The 14,728-nt window shown below is 58.7% G+C and carries 16 protein-coding genes and 1 CRISPR repeat array; of the genes, 5 read left to right on the forward strand and 11 right to left on the reverse strand.

The genetic code is table 11. The features are described 5' to 3' along the window. Positions 1-41: 41 nt before the first annotated feature. Positions 42-497: a rhodanese-like domain-containing protein gene (locus ACT3XD_RS03335; RefSeq protein WP_192536578.1), complete on the reverse strand. Its 456-nt coding sequence runs from the start codon at positions 495-497 to the stop codon at positions 42-44. Further along, positions 494-955 carry a GNAT family N-acetyltransferase gene (locus ACT3XD_RS03340; protein WP_192536579.1) on the reverse strand — a complete coding sequence of 154 codons (462 nt, stop codon included), beginning with the start codon at positions 953-955 and terminating at the stop codon, positions 494-496. Before ACT3XD_RS03340 ends, ACT3XD_RS03335 begins: the two co-directional genes overlap by 4 nt. 93 nt (positions 956-1,048) lie before the next feature. Between ACT3XD_RS03340 and pdxR the strand changes: the two genes are divergently transcribed. The 4 genes from pdxR to ACT3XD_RS03360 all read left to right on the forward strand — a co-directional run bounded on the left by pdxR (position 1,049) and on the right by ACT3XD_RS03360 (position 4,825). Next, positions 1,049-2,527 carry a MocR-like pyridoxine biosynthesis transcription factor PdxR gene (gene pdxR / locus ACT3XD_RS03345; RefSeq protein ID WP_192536580.1) on the forward strand — a complete coding sequence of 493 codons (1,479 nt, stop codon included), beginning with the start codon at positions 1,049-1,051 and terminating at the stop codon, positions 2,525-2,527. Between the two features lie 55 nt (positions 2,528-2,582). After that, on the forward strand, positions 2,583-3,191 hold the full coding sequence (locus tag ACT3XD_RS03350; RefSeq protein ID WP_018917071.1) for a DNA-3-methyladenine glycosylase I: 609 nt from the start codon (positions 2,583-2,585) through the stop codon (positions 3,189-3,191). A 157-nt stretch (positions 3,192-3,348) separates the two neighbouring features. Beyond that, complete coding sequence (gene pcsA / locus ACT3XD_RS03355; protein WP_018917070.1) at positions 3,349-4,098, forward strand: phosphatidylcholine synthase; 750 nt, start codon at positions 3,349-3,351, stop codon at positions 4,096-4,098. A gap of 34 nt (positions 4,099-4,132) precedes the next feature. Beyond that, the gene (locus ACT3XD_RS03360) at positions 4,133-4,825 is read left to right on the forward strand and encodes a uracil-DNA glycosylase family protein (protein ID WP_192536581.1); all 693 of its coding nucleotides are present in this window, start codon (positions 4,133-4,135) and stop codon (positions 4,823-4,825) included. An 80-nt stretch (positions 4,826-4,905) separates the two neighbouring features. Here ACT3XD_RS03360 and ACT3XD_RS03365 read toward each other — a convergent pair whose 3' ends face one another. Then, positions 4,906-5,835: a nucleoside recognition domain-containing protein gene (locus tag ACT3XD_RS03365; RefSeq protein ID WP_192536582.1), complete on the reverse strand. Its 930-nt coding sequence runs from the start codon at positions 5,833-5,835 to the stop codon at positions 4,906-4,908. Between the two features lie 125 nt (positions 5,836-5,960). Between ACT3XD_RS03365 and ACT3XD_RS03370 the strand changes: the two genes are divergently transcribed. Continuing rightward, complete coding sequence (locus ACT3XD_RS03370) at positions 5,961-6,419, forward strand: Lrp/AsnC family transcriptional regulator (RefSeq protein ID WP_192536583.1); 459 nt, start codon at positions 5,961-5,963, stop codon at positions 6,417-6,419. Between the two features lie 173 nt (positions 6,420-6,592). On the opposite strand, the gene ACT3XD_RS03375 is transcribed toward ACT3XD_RS03370, so the two are convergent. From ACT3XD_RS03375 to casA, 8 genes are all read right to left on the reverse strand, one after another. Continuing rightward, on the reverse strand, positions 6,593-7,132 hold the full coding sequence (locus ACT3XD_RS03375; RefSeq protein ID WP_192536584.1) for a DUF1176 domain-containing protein: 540 nt from the start codon (positions 7,130-7,132) through the stop codon (positions 6,593-6,595). A 252-nt stretch (positions 7,133-7,384) separates the two neighbouring features. Beyond that, positions 7,385-8,330: a CRISPR direct-repeat array (repeat unit 29 nt; unit sequence CGGTTCATCCCCGCGCCTGCGGGGAACGG). 110 nt (positions 8,331-8,440) lie between these two features. Further along, positions 8,441-8,737 (reverse strand): type I-E CRISPR-associated endoribonuclease Cas2e, encoded by a 297-nt coding sequence (gene cas2e / locus ACT3XD_RS03380; RefSeq protein ID WP_106375122.1) that lies wholly within the window; start codon positions 8,735-8,737, stop codon positions 8,441-8,443. 1 nt (position 8,738) lies between these two features. After that, positions 8,739-9,659 (reverse strand): type I-E CRISPR-associated endonuclease Cas1e, encoded by a 921-nt coding sequence (gene cas1e / locus ACT3XD_RS03385; RefSeq protein WP_192536585.1) that lies wholly within the window; start codon positions 9,657-9,659, stop codon positions 8,739-8,741. 3 nt (positions 9,660-9,662) lie between these two features. Next, positions 9,663-10,361: a type I-E CRISPR-associated protein Cas6/Cse3/CasE gene (gene cas6e / locus ACT3XD_RS03390; RefSeq protein ID WP_192536586.1), complete on the reverse strand. Its 699-nt coding sequence runs from the start codon at positions 10,359-10,361 to the stop codon at positions 9,663-9,665. Then, positions 10,361-11,143, reverse strand: a complete 783-nt coding sequence (cas5e, locus tag ACT3XD_RS03395) for a type I-E CRISPR-associated protein Cas5/CasD (protein WP_192536587.1) — start codon at positions 11,141-11,143, stop codon at positions 10,361-10,363. Before cas5e ends, cas6e begins: the two co-directional genes overlap by 1 nt. An 11-nt stretch (positions 11,144-11,154) precedes the next feature. After that, positions 11,155-12,249: a type I-E CRISPR-associated protein Cas7/Cse4/CasC gene (cas7e, locus tag ACT3XD_RS03400; protein ID WP_192536588.1), complete on the reverse strand. Its 1,095-nt coding sequence runs from the start codon at positions 12,247-12,249 to the stop codon at positions 11,155-11,157. A 69-nt stretch (positions 12,250-12,318) separates the two neighbouring features. Beyond that, on the reverse strand, positions 12,319-13,014 hold the full coding sequence (casB, locus tag ACT3XD_RS03405) for a type I-E CRISPR-associated protein Cse2/CasB (protein ID WP_192536589.1): 696 nt from the start codon (positions 13,012-13,014) through the stop codon (positions 12,319-12,321). Further along, positions 13,011-14,708, reverse strand: coding sequence for a type I-E CRISPR-associated protein Cse1/CasA (gene casA, locus ACT3XD_RS03410; protein WP_192536590.1), 1,698 nt, complete (start codon positions 14,706-14,708; stop codon positions 13,011-13,013). The genes casB and casA overlap by 4 nt, the downstream gene beginning before the upstream one ends. Positions 14,709-14,728 lie beyond the last annotated feature (20 nt).

Consider the following 14,728-nt stretch of genomic DNA (forward strand, 5'->3'; position numbering starts at 1 on the left):
CTGGCCCGGTGAATGCTGGGCCAGGAAATCATATCTATCGATTAGCAGCCGCAGGTATTAACACTCGTTTTTGCCAGGTTGCCTGGCAAGTCACCGGTTTGGACTGGATGCCCATCACGACGCCAAAAATCCAGCCCGCCCAGTAGCTCCTTCACTTTCAGCCCTGCGTTGGCAAGCTTCCACGCGCCTTTGGTGGACCCGTTACAGCCGATTCCATCGCAGTACGTTACATAAACACGCGACGCATCAAGCTCCGCCAATCGCTCGGGTGTCATTTCTCGATGCGGCACGCTTATCGCTCCTGGAATATGCCCGGCGCGGTAGTGTTCAAGGCTGCGCGTATCGATCACGACAATGGCGTCGATGCCGTTGGCCAGGTCTTCGGCCACATCCCAGGCATCGGTATAGTGGCAAAGTTTTGCGTACATTATTTGGGCCATATCGGCTGGCGTAGCGGATGGAAACGCTAATACAGAAGACACCGGTTGTTCGGTCATACGCGCTCCTGGCTTACATCCAGCAGGTAGCTATAAAACGCGGTATTACGCTGCCAGCCAAGTGACTCATAAAGGCGTTGTGCGCGCTCATTCTCTACCTGGGTCATCAATACCAGTCTTGCGACGCCGTGGTCCTGGGCCAAATCGGCGGCGGCGCCCATTAACGCCCGGCCTACGCCTTGGCTGCGGTACTCAGGCAGCACGTAAAGATCGTTCAACGTCCACCGTGCATTCATGCCTACCGTCGATAAGCCGGGAAAAAGCTGCACGAAGCCGCTGATTTTCCCCGATGCGTCTTCACTGACCAGAATGAACGAGTCGCCCAACCCAAAGCGCTGGTTTAAAAAGTAGCGAGCGCCCTTTAGGTCGCTTTGTTGCTGATAAAACTGGCGATAGTCATCCAGCAGCACGCTAAGCGCGTCCAAGTCATCAAGTACGGCAGCCCGAACATTATTCACAGTGGCGGTCCTTAAAAAGAGGTGGGAATAGGCAAGTCTCTCGTTATAGTGGCTCTTGGTGAAGAACCAGTTTATTAAATAGCGAGGGAACCAGTGAAGCAGCGAACGCCGTCGAGTGAATGGCTTATTGATGCCTTGGCGCTACAGATTGGCACCCAAGGAACAACCACGCTGGTACATCAGCTTTACAGCGCGCTGCGCCGTTGGATTCAACACGGCGAACTGGCCGCCGGGAGTCATTTGCCCTCTTCACGGCATCTGGCTCACGGCTTGGGTATCAGCCGTAATACCGTATTAGCAGCAATGGACCGCCTCCTAGCCGAGGGGCTGGTGGTTTCTCGGCGGGGCGCAGGCATGTATGTGGCCAACCTACCTACGCTACCGGCTCATCCCAAGCCGCTTTTGGACGCGGCGTTTAGCTACTCAACACGTGGGCAGGCGCTGATTGATCGTTGCGGTACGCTAAGCCAGCACTATCAAGCGTTTGCGCCCGGCGTGCCGGGGCTGGACCTGTTCCCCCACGCGCAGTGGCAACGCCTGTTAAGGCGCCACTATCGCCAGGCCGATACAGCATGGCTTTCCTATCAAACGCATGGCGGCTTGCCCGCGCTTAAAGAGGCATTGGGTGATTACCTGACGCTTTCCCGCGCAGTGCGCTGCCGCCCGAAGCAGATTGTGATCACGCAAGGCGCGCAGCAAGCATTCGAACTGGTGGCCCAGCTGCTGACCGATAGCGGCGATACGGTGTGGATGGAAGAACCCGGCTACGGCGGCGCGCAAACCTGCTTTTTGGCAGCGGGACTGAACATTGTCCCTGTGCCGGTCGATGAAGACGGGCTGAACCCGTTGTGCTGTCCGGCTAATACGCCTGCGCCGCGTTTGATTTACGTGACTCCCTCCCACCAATACCCGAGCGGCGTTACCATGCCGGTTCCTCGGCGCTTGGCCTTACTCGAACACGCCGCCAGGCACGGCGCCTGGCTCATCGAGGATGACTACGACAGCGAGTTTCGCTACGACACGCCGCCCACGCCGTCGCTTCAGGGCTTGTCGGAACAGGCATCCGTCATCTATATCGGCACATTCAGCAAGGTGCTCTATCCAGGCCTTAGACTGGGCTATATCGTGCTGCCCGAGGCGTTGGCCGATACGTTTCGGTTGGCTCACGCCCGCCTACACCGCGAAGGCAACTATCCCATTCAGTCGGCGCTTGCTGAGTTCATTGCCAAAGGTGACTTTTCACGCCATATCGCCCGAATGCGCATGAGCTATCGCCAGCGCCAGGCCTGCCTGCGTCGTGCACTGGCCCCTGCTACTGACGCCGGGTTAAAGCTCTCCTCAGGCCATGCGGGCATGCACCTGGTCGCCGAGTTGGAGAATTTAAATCAGGAAGCGCGCCTGGTTGAACTGGCCCAACAGGCACGCATTACGCTCTCCCCGCTATCCCGGTATTATCTGGGGCAACCTCAGCGTGCTGGGCTTGTGCTGGGCTATGCGGGCGCGACGGAGGATGAGCTACTACGTGCAGGCCGCTGGCTCAGCCACGCATGGCTAAATCTGACTTCTTTATAAATCCTGACACCTTTATAAATCCTGATATTTTTATAACTAAAACAGGGGAATCACTATGGCGAACGAATTTATCGCCCCCGATGGACAATCACGCTGCTACTGGTGCGGCGGGGCGCCAGAGTTTTTACCCTACCACGATAATGAGTGGGGCTTTCCCGTTGATAACGATCAGCGCCTGTTTGAAAAGCTCTGCCTGGAAAGCTTTCAGTCAGGCTTGAGCTGGCGGACGATTCTCAACAAGCGCGAAAATTTTCGCGCCGCCTTTCATCACTTCGACTTTCATCAGGTCGCACGTTTTGATGAGCGAGACGTGCAGCGCTTACTGCAAGACGCGGGCATTATTCGCCATCGCGGCAAAATTGAGGCGGCGATCAATAACGCGCAACGGGCACAGGAATTAGTCGAACAGGAGGGTTCACTGGCAGCCTTTTTCTGGCGTTTTGAGCCAGCACACGATGCGTTAAAAGCGCCGCAAACCCAAACCGTCTCGCCTGAATCTATCGCGCTCTCCAAAGCGCTGAAGAAACGCGGCTGGAAATTTATTGGCCCCACTACGGCCTTTGCGTTGATGCAGGCGATGGGGCTACTTAATGACCACTCACTTACCTGCGTAACGCGTGAACGCGCCGAGCAGGCACGCCTGCAGTTTCAGCGGCCCGTTTAGGGCTTATACATACGTTAGGACTCTTACTATCGCCTAGCGGATAACACGATAAACGGCCATGCTAAGAGTATCTCAACGGCCTGCGTGTTCTCGGTGCGCCTTCTTGTAGTAGTGTATTGACTGACACGCTCATCCATACACCAAACAGCAGCAGAACATGACGTTCTCAACGGGGTTTAATGTGGCTCAACCGCTCTCTTCGCAAGCAGACTCCCACGCATCGCGATGCAAGGCATGGAGCGTACATGCTCTCACCGCTAGCGGCGTACTGCTGGGCGTCATGGCGCTATTGGCCCTGATCGATGACAACCCGGTGGCTTGTCTGCTTTGGCTGGGGGCGGCGATGATGGTCGATGGCTTCGACGGCACGTTGGCACGCAAGTACGAAGTGAAAACCATCCTGCCGCACTTCGATGGCTCAACGCTGGATATGGTCATTGATTATCTTACCTGGGCGTTTATTCCCGCCCTGTTTATCTACTACTTTATCGATTTGCCGGCCGGTTTCTCACTGCTGGCGGTGTTTATTATCCTGCTCTCGTCGATGTTCTGTTTCTGTAACACCAATATGAAAAGCCAGGACAACTACTTTGTCGGCTTTCCCGCGGCGTGGAATATCGCCGCCGCTTATTTTTATATTCTCGATTTCCCACCCTGGATCACGTTTACCGCGATTATCGGCCTGGCCATTCTCACCGTTACGCGCATGAAGTTCCTTCACCCTTTCCGGGTACGCAAGTTCATGCCGCTCAACATCGCCATTACGCTTGTGTGGTGCCTCTGCGCAACATTTCTCATCCTCTCGAGCCCCGAGCATGCCGTTTGGGCTCTATGGGGATGGGGTCTTACATCCGTCTATTTTTTCGGCATGTGCTTATGGCGCACGGCTCAGGAATGGTTTGACTAAACCAAGCGATGGGAACCAACAAGGAGGTTGAACAATGTCACTGACCCCGGCTCAGGAGAAAAAATTCAGAGCGCTGGCGGCCGAGATAGAAGGAATCGATGTCGAGGTCTACGAGCGCTTCGAGCGCGACCCGCTCGAGCCCATCATCGGCCTTGGCAAGCCGAACCTGCGCATCGGCTTTTTCGGGCGCGACCCGGGCCGTGAGGAAGTCCGCTACCAGGAGCCCTTTATCGGCGCTGGCGGACAGTTGGTGAGAAAGGCGCTTCATGAACGACTATATGGCGAGAAGATGCCGGACTTCGAGGCCTCCCGCGCCGTGGGCGAGCACTTTTTCTGGATCAATACCGTGCCCTACAAGCCGGTAGGCAACAAGGCGTGGTCGATGAAGGTGAAGCGCCATTTTCACGACCTGATGAACGAGGTGCTGATCTCGAGCTGGGAGGGCAAGCACCTGATCACGCTGGGACGCGAGGCTTTCCTGTGGTTTGGCATTGGCCGCTCAAAAGAAGAACGCGACCGCCTGGAGGCGTTCTGGAAAAGTGACGAGCGCTTTGAAAGCAGCATCGAGGTAACGCTCGAAGATGCCCAAGGCGAGGCGCGCAATTTTACGCTCTACCCGCTCCCCCACCCCTCGCCGCTCAACCAGACCTGGTACGCCCGCTTCCCAGAGCTTTTGAAAAGTCGTCTGGAACAGCTGGATGTACGCCAGGGAAATCTGACGCTATAGACCTTGATTCGAACACAGGCCGTCGCGCTTTTTAATGAACGCCCGATCCGGACCAGTGGGTCGGGCGCGTGTCGGTTTTTTTACGGCCGCCACCGGGCTATGATCATCACCAGTACCACAGCAAAACCTAGCCTTGCAGCTAATATGATAAAAATATCCGCCCCAAGCATTACAAACAACAGCGTATCTTCGATAACGCTATGACAAAGACTTAGAAAACAGAGCGCCAGCACGCTATCGCGTTTGCTTAAAATACCGTTTTTGACATCCCGAATTAATAACCCCGCGCCGTAGCTAAGGCCCAATGTGAAGCCAATGACCGTGATACTGGCAGCTTGCGGCCCGATACCTAACAGCTTGAGCAAAGGGTTCAGGCCGCGGTGTATCCAACGTTCTACACCCCAGCGTTTCAGCACATCAAGCAGCGCCACCAGCGCAATGATCACCACCCAAATAGCAGCTAGTGTTTGAAGCTGTGAGACCGTCCACACAAGAATGTCAGGTTCTACCGTTGTCGAGGGCCGCCAGCCAAGCGACGCTGGGCCTTGTAAAACGTTGGCGTAGCGACAAAAAACATGGACTAGCCAGGCAAACAAGAGTGCGCCGCCCACGCGTAGCAACAGCGTCGCACGCCACGAAACGCCGGCGTATTTAGCAACGGCGCCTTCAACCGGGAGCGAATGGCCGATGAGTAAAAGGCTTCCCATTACAGATATCTGCGCCACGCTTAGCGGCGTATCGCCTACCGTTTGATAAAAAATAGCAATCGCTGTGTAAAGGTTGGTCATTAGCGCCGCGGCCCACACCAATCCCATGAAATCCGGCAAGCCCAGAAGCCCCATCAAGGGCGCAAGCGCCCCACCTATCCACTGGACCAGGCCCAGTTGCTGAAGAATCTTTACGACCACCAGTGCAGGCACCAGGATTTTTAACAGCCTGACGTAAACCTGCCACGACTGGTGGCTAATACTTCTAGCCCAATCAACTATCCGATAATTTTGGTGCTGCATGTCTCCCCCATTGCCATTGTTTTAACAACGGTTATAGTAATTGGAGCTATGCAGAATCTTCGTTCCAAGATGGCCAAATAAATCAATATTTGTTCTTAATCGACCAGGATTTTAAATTAAATTTCATGGATAGCCTTGATCGCCGCATTCTCAATCAGCTTCAGTTAGATGCTGGCATGACTAATCAAGCGTTGGCTGACGCGATAGGGCTTTCACCCTCGGCCTGTCTTAAAAGAGTCAATCGACTGCGCGCGGCGGGAATCATTGATCGTGAAGTAGCGCTTTTAAACCCTAATGCCTTGGGTCAGTGTCTGCATATGGTGGTAGAGGTCACCATGGAACGGGATAATAAAGCGCTCTATCAGCGGTTTTTAAACTCGGCGCTCAGTGCCCCAGAAGTAAAGCAGTGCTACCAGGTTACCGGCGAGTCCGATTTCATCTTGATCATGATCGTGAAAGACCTGGACGAATATGACCGCTTTTGTGACCAGGTACTTTACAGCGACGACAACATGCGTAAATTTCGCACCTTGCTTTCACGTAAGCGGCACAAGTTTGATATTTCCCTGCCACTTGGCGACTAGCTAAGCTAGGCCAGCAGGAAAACTTGAAACACATGCATGATGCCATCACCCGTTTCTAATCTTGATATGGCGTGTGAAAGCACGGTTTTATCCGGCGTAAAAATGCTCGCTTTTATCAAAAGCGAGCATTCAAGGCTTCTAAGTCGGCCCTAAATATGCCGATGCATCAAGAATCACTCAGCTTCGAAAACCACGGGAAACTCGCTGGCCTCGTCTTCACACGCCTCGACAGCGCGATACTCGGTCAGCCGGAAATTGCCGTCCTGCCACTGCCAGGTGCGCTCGCCGCCGCAGCCACCGGCGCCCCGGTCCTTGTACTGGTCGGTCAGTACGCCAGTTTCGGGGTCGAATTCAGGGTTGAAAAGTAACTCGGTGCCGGTCCAGCTGCCATCACGCCACAGGGCGAACAGCAACTTGCGCGGTTCGGCATCTTCGGGTTGATAAATCGCCTCATAAGAAATCTGGTAAGCACCTGCATTACACGGCACGAGCCACAGGTCGCCGCCTATCTCATCGTCGATCGCATAGTGCTGGGGCGCAATACCCAGCGATTCATCAATAGAGGCACAGGTAGCGCTCACTTGCGCGGCGACCGCTTCCGGCATTGTTGACGCCTCTTCGCTCGCTGGCTCCGCGCCGGCATGGGCGCTGGCGAAACCGATCGACAGGCCCATGGCCGCCGCCGTCATCCAACCCAGTGAACGTAACATCATGACCACCTCCTTCGTACGGTTCGCGCGACGTGTTTTCCACTCGCCACGACTTGAAAATGCGCGCTTGAAAACATCGCTACTTGATACTCCGATTTCGCCCAGGCCGCCATCCCCAAGCCGCCTGTTGCACCGTCGTTTCTCATTTCATACCCGTTAAGGTAACCGCGTGTTCGCACACCTGCGCGACTTTCTCGGTGGCCAGCGCGCTTGCGGGGAATGGCGCGCCTGGGCTCGGCTGGCAGAAAGAAATATCGGTTCATCCCCGCGCCTGCGGGGAACGGGAGATTGCCGAAGCGCTGGGCAACAACCCCAACGGTTCATCCCCGCGTCTCCGGGGAACGGGATGCTACGCCTGCCAGCCTATGGACTGGCCCCGGTTTATCCCCGCGCCTGCGGGGAACGGCTCCTGCCGGTCAGCCTACCCTTTCCCATCCTCGGTTCATCCCCGCGCCTGCGGGGAACGGCGGTCGAGCGCTTGCGTACCATGGCCCATGCACGGTTCATCCCCGCGCCTGCGGGGAACGGGATTCGCGGTTTGTTCGTCACCATCACAGCCCCGGTTCATCCCCGCGCCTGCGGGGAACGGCAGTGGCGACTACGTCTTCCCAGAGCACTACGCGGTTCATCCCCGCGCCTGCGGGGAACGGGCAGCGCGCTATTGATCTGCTCGAGCAGCATGGCGGTTCATCCCCGCGCCTGCGGGGAACGGCGTCTATCGAAGGCGTCGCCCATGTAATGGCTCGGTTCATCCCCGCGCCTGCGGGGAACGGCTCGCTCAATCTGGCGCACTACAGGTTCATTGCGGTTCATCCCCGCGCCTGCGGGGAACGGGAGGACTGAATTGTCCTGTTCATGGCCGTAGGCGGTTCATCCCCGCGCCTGCGGGGAACGGGGGCTACCGCGAAGGCTGGACGATGTACCAGGCGGTTCATCCCCGCGCCTGCGGGGAACGGGTACAGTGGACAGGCCAGCGTCACATTGCTGCCGGTTCATCCCCGCGCCTGCGGGGAACGGCCATTTCCTCTCCCCTTCTCTGCGTATAGTGACGGTTCATCCCCGCGCCTGCGGGGAACGGGGCTACTGTCAGTTTGTCACGCAGGCGGAACACGGTTCATCCCCGCGCCTGCGGGGAACGGGTGGCGTATCGCAACGACGAGAACGAAGTGCAGCGGTTCATCCCCGCGCCTGCGGGGAACGGTCTAATTGTAGTCAATTGTTTTCAAAAAGAAAAATCGCCAGTGGAAAATCCACCGGCGATTTTGGTCATTTTTTGAACAGCTCTATATTATTAAAGAGCATTAAAAACAGCTACTTATCCATGGGTGGCAAAAAACGCACCAAGCGTAGTCCGTCATGGTCGATGGGAACGCGGCGGTTATCGCCGAAGGTCTGAAACTCGAAGCCGGATTCGTGATTACTGGCCCAGGCCATGGCGACGTTGCCGCCCTCCTCGGCCAAGACCTCGATCTGCTCCCAGATCATTTCGCGGATACGCTTACTGACATCCCCCACATAGACACCGGCGCGAATCTCCAGCAACCAGACGGCGAGCCGCCCACGCAAGCGGGGTGGCACTGCTTCGGTGACGACGACGAGCATGGCCATGTTAATGACTCCTGTGGCCGCTATCGCCTATTGATGTCGGCTCGGGGATGGCAGGCGGCACGGCATCGGCCGGTGGTGGTGGCGGTTCGACCTCGCCTGCCGCCAGCACCTCTTCGATCATGGGAATAATGCGCTGGAGCAGCCGGGTCTGCTTGAAGGCATCGCGGCAAGCAATGCGTACCTCGCGCTCCGGCATGGGCGGGTTCTTGGCCGCGATGCGAAACGCCGCCGGGACCACGGTTTCGAATTTGACGATATCGGCGATGTCATAGACGAAGCTCAACGGCTTGCCGGTATGTAAAAAGCCGATGGCCGGGGCGTAGCCCGCGGCTAGAATCGCCGCTTCGGTAATCCCATAGAGGCAGGCAGTGGCCGCCGAGAGGCACTGGTTGGCCACGTCCGAGGCGTCCCACTGCTTCGGATCATAACGCCGCCCCTGCCATTTCAGGCCGTACTGCTTGGCAAGCATCTGGTAGGTCTTGCGTACCCGTGCGCCTTCGATGCCACGTAGCTGTTCGACGCTGCGCCGGGAAGGCGGCTCCTCGCCAAAGCGCAGCTCGAACATCTTGCGCACGACCTTGAGCCGCAAGCTTTCATCCAGCGCCAGCTGGGCCTGATAGAGCAGCTTATCGGAACGCGCGCCGCCGGGCTGGCCGGCGCTGTAGAGCCGCACGCCCGCATCGCCCACCCAAATTAGCAGCGTGCCTACCACCGCTGCCAGCTTGACCGCCGCATGAGAGACCCGCGTGCCGGGTTCGAGCAGTAAACACGCCACCGAGCCCACGGGAATGTGCATGCGCTCGCCGTTGACCTCGTCGATGACGACGAACGCGCCGTCGCGCACGTCGATCTGGCCCATGCCGACGAAGATCATCGACATGCGATCCTTGAGGGGGATGGGCTTGAGGGGAATGAAGCTCATGGGTCACTCCGGTACGCGGCGCAGCAACAGCATTCCACAACCAAACGCCTTGGCACGGCCAATGCCGTGTTGCAGCGCTTCATTGAGCAGCGCGGGGTCGGTCACTTCCAGCAGGCCTTCGTAGTCCACACTGGAGTAGCGGATAGGTTGCCCGCCCTCTTTCTTGCTCAGCGCGTGCTGGCGGTAAGCACCTACTTCTGGCCTGACCGGCAGCGTGAAACCGAAGCTTTCAGCACGGCTTTTAAGCCACTGGCGCGCCGCCGCGTCCATTGCCTCGATGCAGGCCTGGCTCGTCCGCTCCCCTTTTGGGAAGGGGTAGCGCGCATCCATCAACACATCGGCGCGGCAAGAGCGACGGCCCTCGCCCGCCGGTTTCGCGATGGTGGGGTTAACACGCAGACGAAAGGCCAGTCGTTCACCTTTAACGAGCTGAGGCGAGAACGCCTTGCACTGCACCTCAAACCCATCCATGGCTTCCGGAGCCTGGGTCGAGTAGACATAGAATCGCGGCAACCCGGCGCTTTTACCGTTGGCGTCTTCTTCCATTTCCTGGCGAAAGATAAACGGCCGCTCGCCTTTGGGTACCTCGGGAAATAGCTGCCAGAGCAACTGGTGAGCGGTATAAGCGCCGCCTTCCAGTACATCAAACAGCTCGGCGCGGGTGAGGCTATTGAGATCCAGCCTGACACTTGAAAGATACATTAGCGCTCTCCTTCCACTTTCTCGGTGCGCCGGTGTTCAAGGCGGGGGCCGAACTGCCAGCGCCGGCGGTGCAGCGGCTCGTCCCACACCTCGCTAGATTCGTTGGCTGTATCGCTGCCATCGAGTGCATCGGCATCGCCTTCCCAGGCGTAAAGCACTTGCTCGGGCAGGCGTAATAGTTGCTGGTCCTTCTTCTCGTTACCGATCATCGCAAGCCAGGTGCGCTCCGGGTCCAATGCGCTTTCAAAGCGGTGATCCAGCGCCTGGCGCCAATGGCTGGCCTCAACCACTGTGGGTAACAAAGGCGCGGCCAGAGGGCACGCCTTGCGGCCGAGATAGAGCGGAAAACGGGGCTTTTCCAGCGCCGCCTTTAATTCCCCCAGCGACCAGGAGGCATGCGCGGTAAGCCGCACCGCCACGCTCCATAACCCGTCGCAGCGGTAGTCTCTTGAGGAGAGAATGGTATTGAGCGCTTCTTTAGGCACCGCCAACTCCTCGCGGCGGGTGCGGTGGGTTACCTTTGATTGCGAAGAAGGCATCTGCACGGTGTGATAATCGCGCATTAAAAGCCCCGGAGAGCGCTGCTTGACCGCGACCTGAAGGCCTTCGCGCAGGCGGCGCTGACCGTCATCGTCGTCGCGTTTGATACCCAGCGCCGCCCCGATCAGCCCCAGAATGGCGCTACGGCTTGGGTAGGTGGCCGTCGGCCGCGTCTCGCCAACGGCGGCCTCGCCCCAGCTCGCCATGGGCGCATAGAGGCGAAAAACCAGATGGTGTGGCATATCGCCTCCGCTTAGTCGTCGCCCTTGAGGAAGGTCAGCAACGCTTGCAGGTTGCCGCGCTGAATGTCGCCTTTCAGGGCTGGCGTTTCGTACTCGGGCGTTGCCGAGAGAATAAAGCGCCGATCCGCGCCTGCGCCGTAAGCGTCATCAAATGCCTGGGCCTGGGTTTCCAGTTTTCTAATCGCTTCGACGCCCTGACCTTCGCTCATGACAGGCTGCAGAAACGATGCCGACAGCGAACGCGGCTGCTGATCGCCCTTTTCCGCCAAGACGTAGCTGGCGTGGGCACGAGAGCCGTAGCTGTTCTGCTTACCCTTGGGGGAGATCTTGACGGCAGATTCCACCAGCGCGCCAATGGCACGGTCGGCCAGATCGGTATTTCCCTGGAGGTTCGCGATCAGAAGATCCCGATCAATACAGAGGTAGAGGTAGAACAGACCGGCGGCGAACCCGGCTTCGCCAATATGTGCCGCACCGCGGTCTTCATCGCCGCTGTTGAGGTCATCGACGGCGGTGAAATAGTCGTCCTCTACCTCGGCGGCGTGCACGGTAATGGCGTGGGCAACCTGGCAGGCCGCTTCGACGTTATAGCTCGGCGCGCCAGCAAGCATCCGCCCAAACAGCGCCACATCGACGGCGGTGGGCCGCCGGGCAAGCAGGGCCTTAAGCTCTTCGTCGGTCGGCTCACGTTTCTCTGCGGCCAGGGTATCGGCAAGCGCTTCCAGCGCAGCCACTTCTTCCGGGCCGACGTGGACCAGTTGCTCGATTTCGTACTCGTGCTTTTCGCCCTTGTCGACCTTGCGCAGCTTGCCGAAGACGCCGGCGATCTTCTCCGCACTGTTACCCGCCAGCTTTTCGTCGGCGCCAGCAGCTCTCATACGCTTGAAAACCTCTCCCCCCAAGCGCTTGGTGCGCGTGCCCTTGTGACTATCGACCGCCGCTTCAAACAGATCAGAAGTGCGCCAGTTGCGTTTGAGGCTTTGCGAGGAGACACGCAACCGTCGGGCGCCGCCCATGAACGCCGTCTTGGGGCGGCCCAGGTCGTCGCGGTTGAGGTTGGAAGGCGGGTAAGAGGTCAGAAGGTGAAGCTGGATAAAGTGGCTCATGATGGGATTCCTGAATAAAAAATGTGCCGAATGCCGAAACAGTGGTTGTTGATAAGTGACCGTTGCCGTTCAGTCGCCCGTGGTCGGCTTTAACGCTCGCGCCTGGAAATAGGCATCGCTCATGACGAAGGCGAAGCGTTGGGTGGCCTCGGCGCGGTACTGCCCGCGCTGCTCGCGATCCCAGAGCGCGACCATATCGGCCAGACGCACCACGCTGACGCCGGCGTTATCCGCGAGCTTGAGCGCCCGTCGAAAACGGCGAATCAGTTCCTCAGAGGCATGGCAATCGAGCAGCTGCTGAAAGCGCAGATCACTCATTCGCGGGGTATCACCGGTATTGGGGCGCTTCTCGCCCAGGCGTTTGCCCAGAGGAGCATCGAACGTTTCGGCGCGCAGCTCACTCGCGACGGCGGCAATAGTCGCCCATACCTCAAGACGCTGAGCACGCTGTCGGTTTGATCTCCCCGTTGGCGTCTCTTTCCATGCCTTCGACTCAAGCGCCTGCCAGAGATGACGGAATGCTTCGGTCAGCATGACCGACTCGATGGTGTCGCAGCGGCGCAACGCGGCGCGTACGCCTCGCAGATAGCCGGGTGCCTCGGTGATCTTTTTCAACGCAGGAGGGTCGAGCGTCAGCCGCTGCCACCAGCGACGCAGCATATATGCCTCATCAGGGGTAAGCGCGTAGCAGTAATCTTCTACCGCATCGCCCTTTGTGGCCTTTTCATCCGGCGCTTGCGGCGGCGTTTTTTCTACCTCACTCATGCAGGGCTCTCCTCATTGCGTTCAATCCTGGGCGCCTTCAGATCAAAATCGCCGATCTCGGCAAATGTCTGCACCGTCTTGCCAACCTTTTTGCCACTGCCGTTCAGATACGCCAGCAGATAGCGCCGCGCGCTGGTGATGCGCTCGAGCTGCTGCATCTTCATGCCTTCCAGCGGACCGCTGATGGCCTGGGCATCGAACAGCGCCACTGTTTCACGCTTGAGCGCCAGGTACCACTGGCGATGAGTCTCGGGCGAGAGCATCGGCGTTTCATCGAGTAGCGCCTCCCCCATCTCGCGCAGCGCGCTGAAAAATGCCAGCTGAGTCGCCTCGAAAAACTGGGCGTCGATCTGGCTCATATCACCCTTGGCATCTTCAGGGCGTTTGAACCAGGCGCGCTTGAGCTGATTGCGCAGCGTCCAGCTGATCTCCGAGGCCAAGTCGACGAAGCGCTTGGCCCAGCCGCGCAGCGTTTCCTGCTGCCCCTCGGGCACGCCCACCAGCGGCATTTCCACGCTGTACCAGCCGCGCGGCTTCATGTTGTCCATGTCATAACCGAACACCCAGAGCCGGGTACGCTTGAACAGCGCTTCGAACGCTTCGCCATCGTCGCGCGCGGCCTCCACCTGGCGATACTTTTGCAGATGGTGAGTGACCACGCGGGCGGGCAGCGCGCCGCTAACGGCTTCATCTTCCAGCACCAGCCCCGGCCAGTGGCGGTAGCCAAGCCCCCCGGGCTGGCCCTTGCTGGAAAGCGGTAGCTCATCGAGCTTTTTAGGATTAAGGCGGCGATAAGGTGTGAGCGGGTGGCGCCAGGGGCCGTCGTAGTTGGCGCCCTGCTTCTTGGCGCGCAGGCGGCGCACCGGGTGTGTCGCCTCGCGGCCGCAAAGGTCGCACTCGCCCGGCGTCTCGTCGAATAGCAGCCTATAGCGCCTGGGCATCGACCAAAAAGCGTGCAAGGGGTGCACCTGCTCGGGCAAAACCTCGGTGCCTTTCTTGTCGCTGACACGGGTATCCTTCATCCAGAAGAACAGATCGCTATCGCAGGCTTCAGGCGCGCGCCATGTCTGCCCCGGCTGGCCCACCGCATCCGCGGGCATGACGTTGGGCCAGAGGCGCGCCCACAGTGGTTTGCTGTCGTCTTCCGGCAGAATCAGCGTGGTCAGCGGCCCGCCGCCGCGCAGGCCAACGCGAATGCCCGCGCCACCGGCGGGCGCGTTGATCTGCATGGTATAAAGCGCCAGCGCCGCGCACTCGGGGCAAGCAGTTTCCACCCGGCCGCGCTTGACGAAGAAATCGGTATTGTTCTTGATGCCGTTGGCGCCGGGCGAGTCGATCAAAAGGCCGGCAACCGGCGCGTCCTTGACGTCGTCCAACGGGTCCAGGTCCTGCATGAATCGCGGGCCGTCGCCATCCAGCTCGAAGGCAGAGGCAAAGGGCGCTAACAGATCATCGAGCTTTGCCATGCTGGGCGGCGTCTGATAATAATCCAGCCAGGCGTCGGTATTTTTGGGCGTCATCGCCGTCTGCAGCAGCGCGATCAAAAACTGCCAGGCCGCGCCCTGGAAATCGGCGCGAGGAAGTGCGAGGTCGAGCACATTCGGGTCGGCGAGGGCCGAGGGTGGGCGGTAGGCGATTCGGCCATCGCCATCGCGATACCGAAAGGGCAACCAGGGGTCTGTGAGTAGATTCATCGGCACCTCACGTGCGTTAA

The organism is Halomonas sp. AOP7-B1-5 (assembly GCF_052353045.1).
In the GTDB taxonomy this organism is placed as follows: Bacteria; Pseudomonadota; Gammaproteobacteria; order Pseudomonadales; family Halomonadaceae; genus Vreelandella; species Vreelandella colorata.

Bases quoted from the DNA above. Each gene is read 5' to 3' on its own strand.
- ACT3XD_RS03335 (WP_192536578.1), bottom strand. From the start codon at position 497: ATGACCGAACAACCGGTGTCTTCTGTATTAGCGTTTCCATCCGCTACG.
- ACT3XD_RS03350 (WP_018917071.1), top strand. From the start codon at position 2,583: ATGGCGAACGAATTTATCGCCCCCGATGGACAATCACGCTGCTACTGG.
- pcsA (WP_018917070.1), top strand. From the start codon at position 3,349: ATGACGTTCTCAACGGGGTTTAATGTGGCTCAACCGCTCTCTTCGCAA.
- ACT3XD_RS03360 (WP_192536581.1), top strand. From the start codon at position 4,133: ATGTCACTGACCCCGGCTCAGGAGAAAAAATTCAGAGCGCTGGCGGCC.
- ACT3XD_RS03365 (WP_192536582.1), bottom strand. From the start codon at position 5,835: ATGCAGCACCAAAATTATCGGATAGTTGATTGGGCTAGAAGTATTAGC.
- ACT3XD_RS03370 (WP_192536583.1), top strand. From the start codon at position 5,961: ATGGATAGCCTTGATCGCCGCATTCTCAATCAGCTTCAGTTAGATGCT.
- ACT3XD_RS03375 (WP_192536584.1), bottom strand. From the start codon at position 7,132: ATGATGTTACGTTCACTGGGTTGGATGACGGCGGCGGCCATGGGCCTG.
- cas2e (WP_106375122.1), bottom strand. From the start codon at position 8,737: ATGGCCATGCTCGTCGTCGTCACCGAAGCAGTGCCACCCCGCTTGCGT.
- cas1e (WP_192536585.1), bottom strand. From the start codon at position 9,659: ATGAGCTTCATTCCCCTCAAGCCCATCCCCCTCAAGGATCGCATGTCG.
- cas6e (WP_192536586.1), bottom strand. From the start codon at position 10,361: ATGTATCTTTCAAGTGTCAGGCTGGATCTCAATAGCCTCACCCGCGCC.
- cas5e (WP_192536587.1), bottom strand. From the start codon at position 11,143: ATGCCACACCATCTGGTTTTTCGCCTCTATGCGCCCATGGCGAGCTGG.
- cas7e (WP_192536588.1), bottom strand. From the start codon at position 12,249: ATGAGCCACTTTATCCAGCTTCACCTTCTGACCTCTTACCCGCCTTCC.
- casB (WP_192536589.1), bottom strand. From the start codon at position 13,014: ATGAGTGAGGTAGAAAAAACGCCGCCGCAAGCGCCGGATGAAAAGGCC.
- casA (WP_192536590.1), bottom strand. From the start codon at position 14,708: ATGAATCTACTCACAGACCCCTGGTTGCCCTTTCGGTATCGCGATGGC.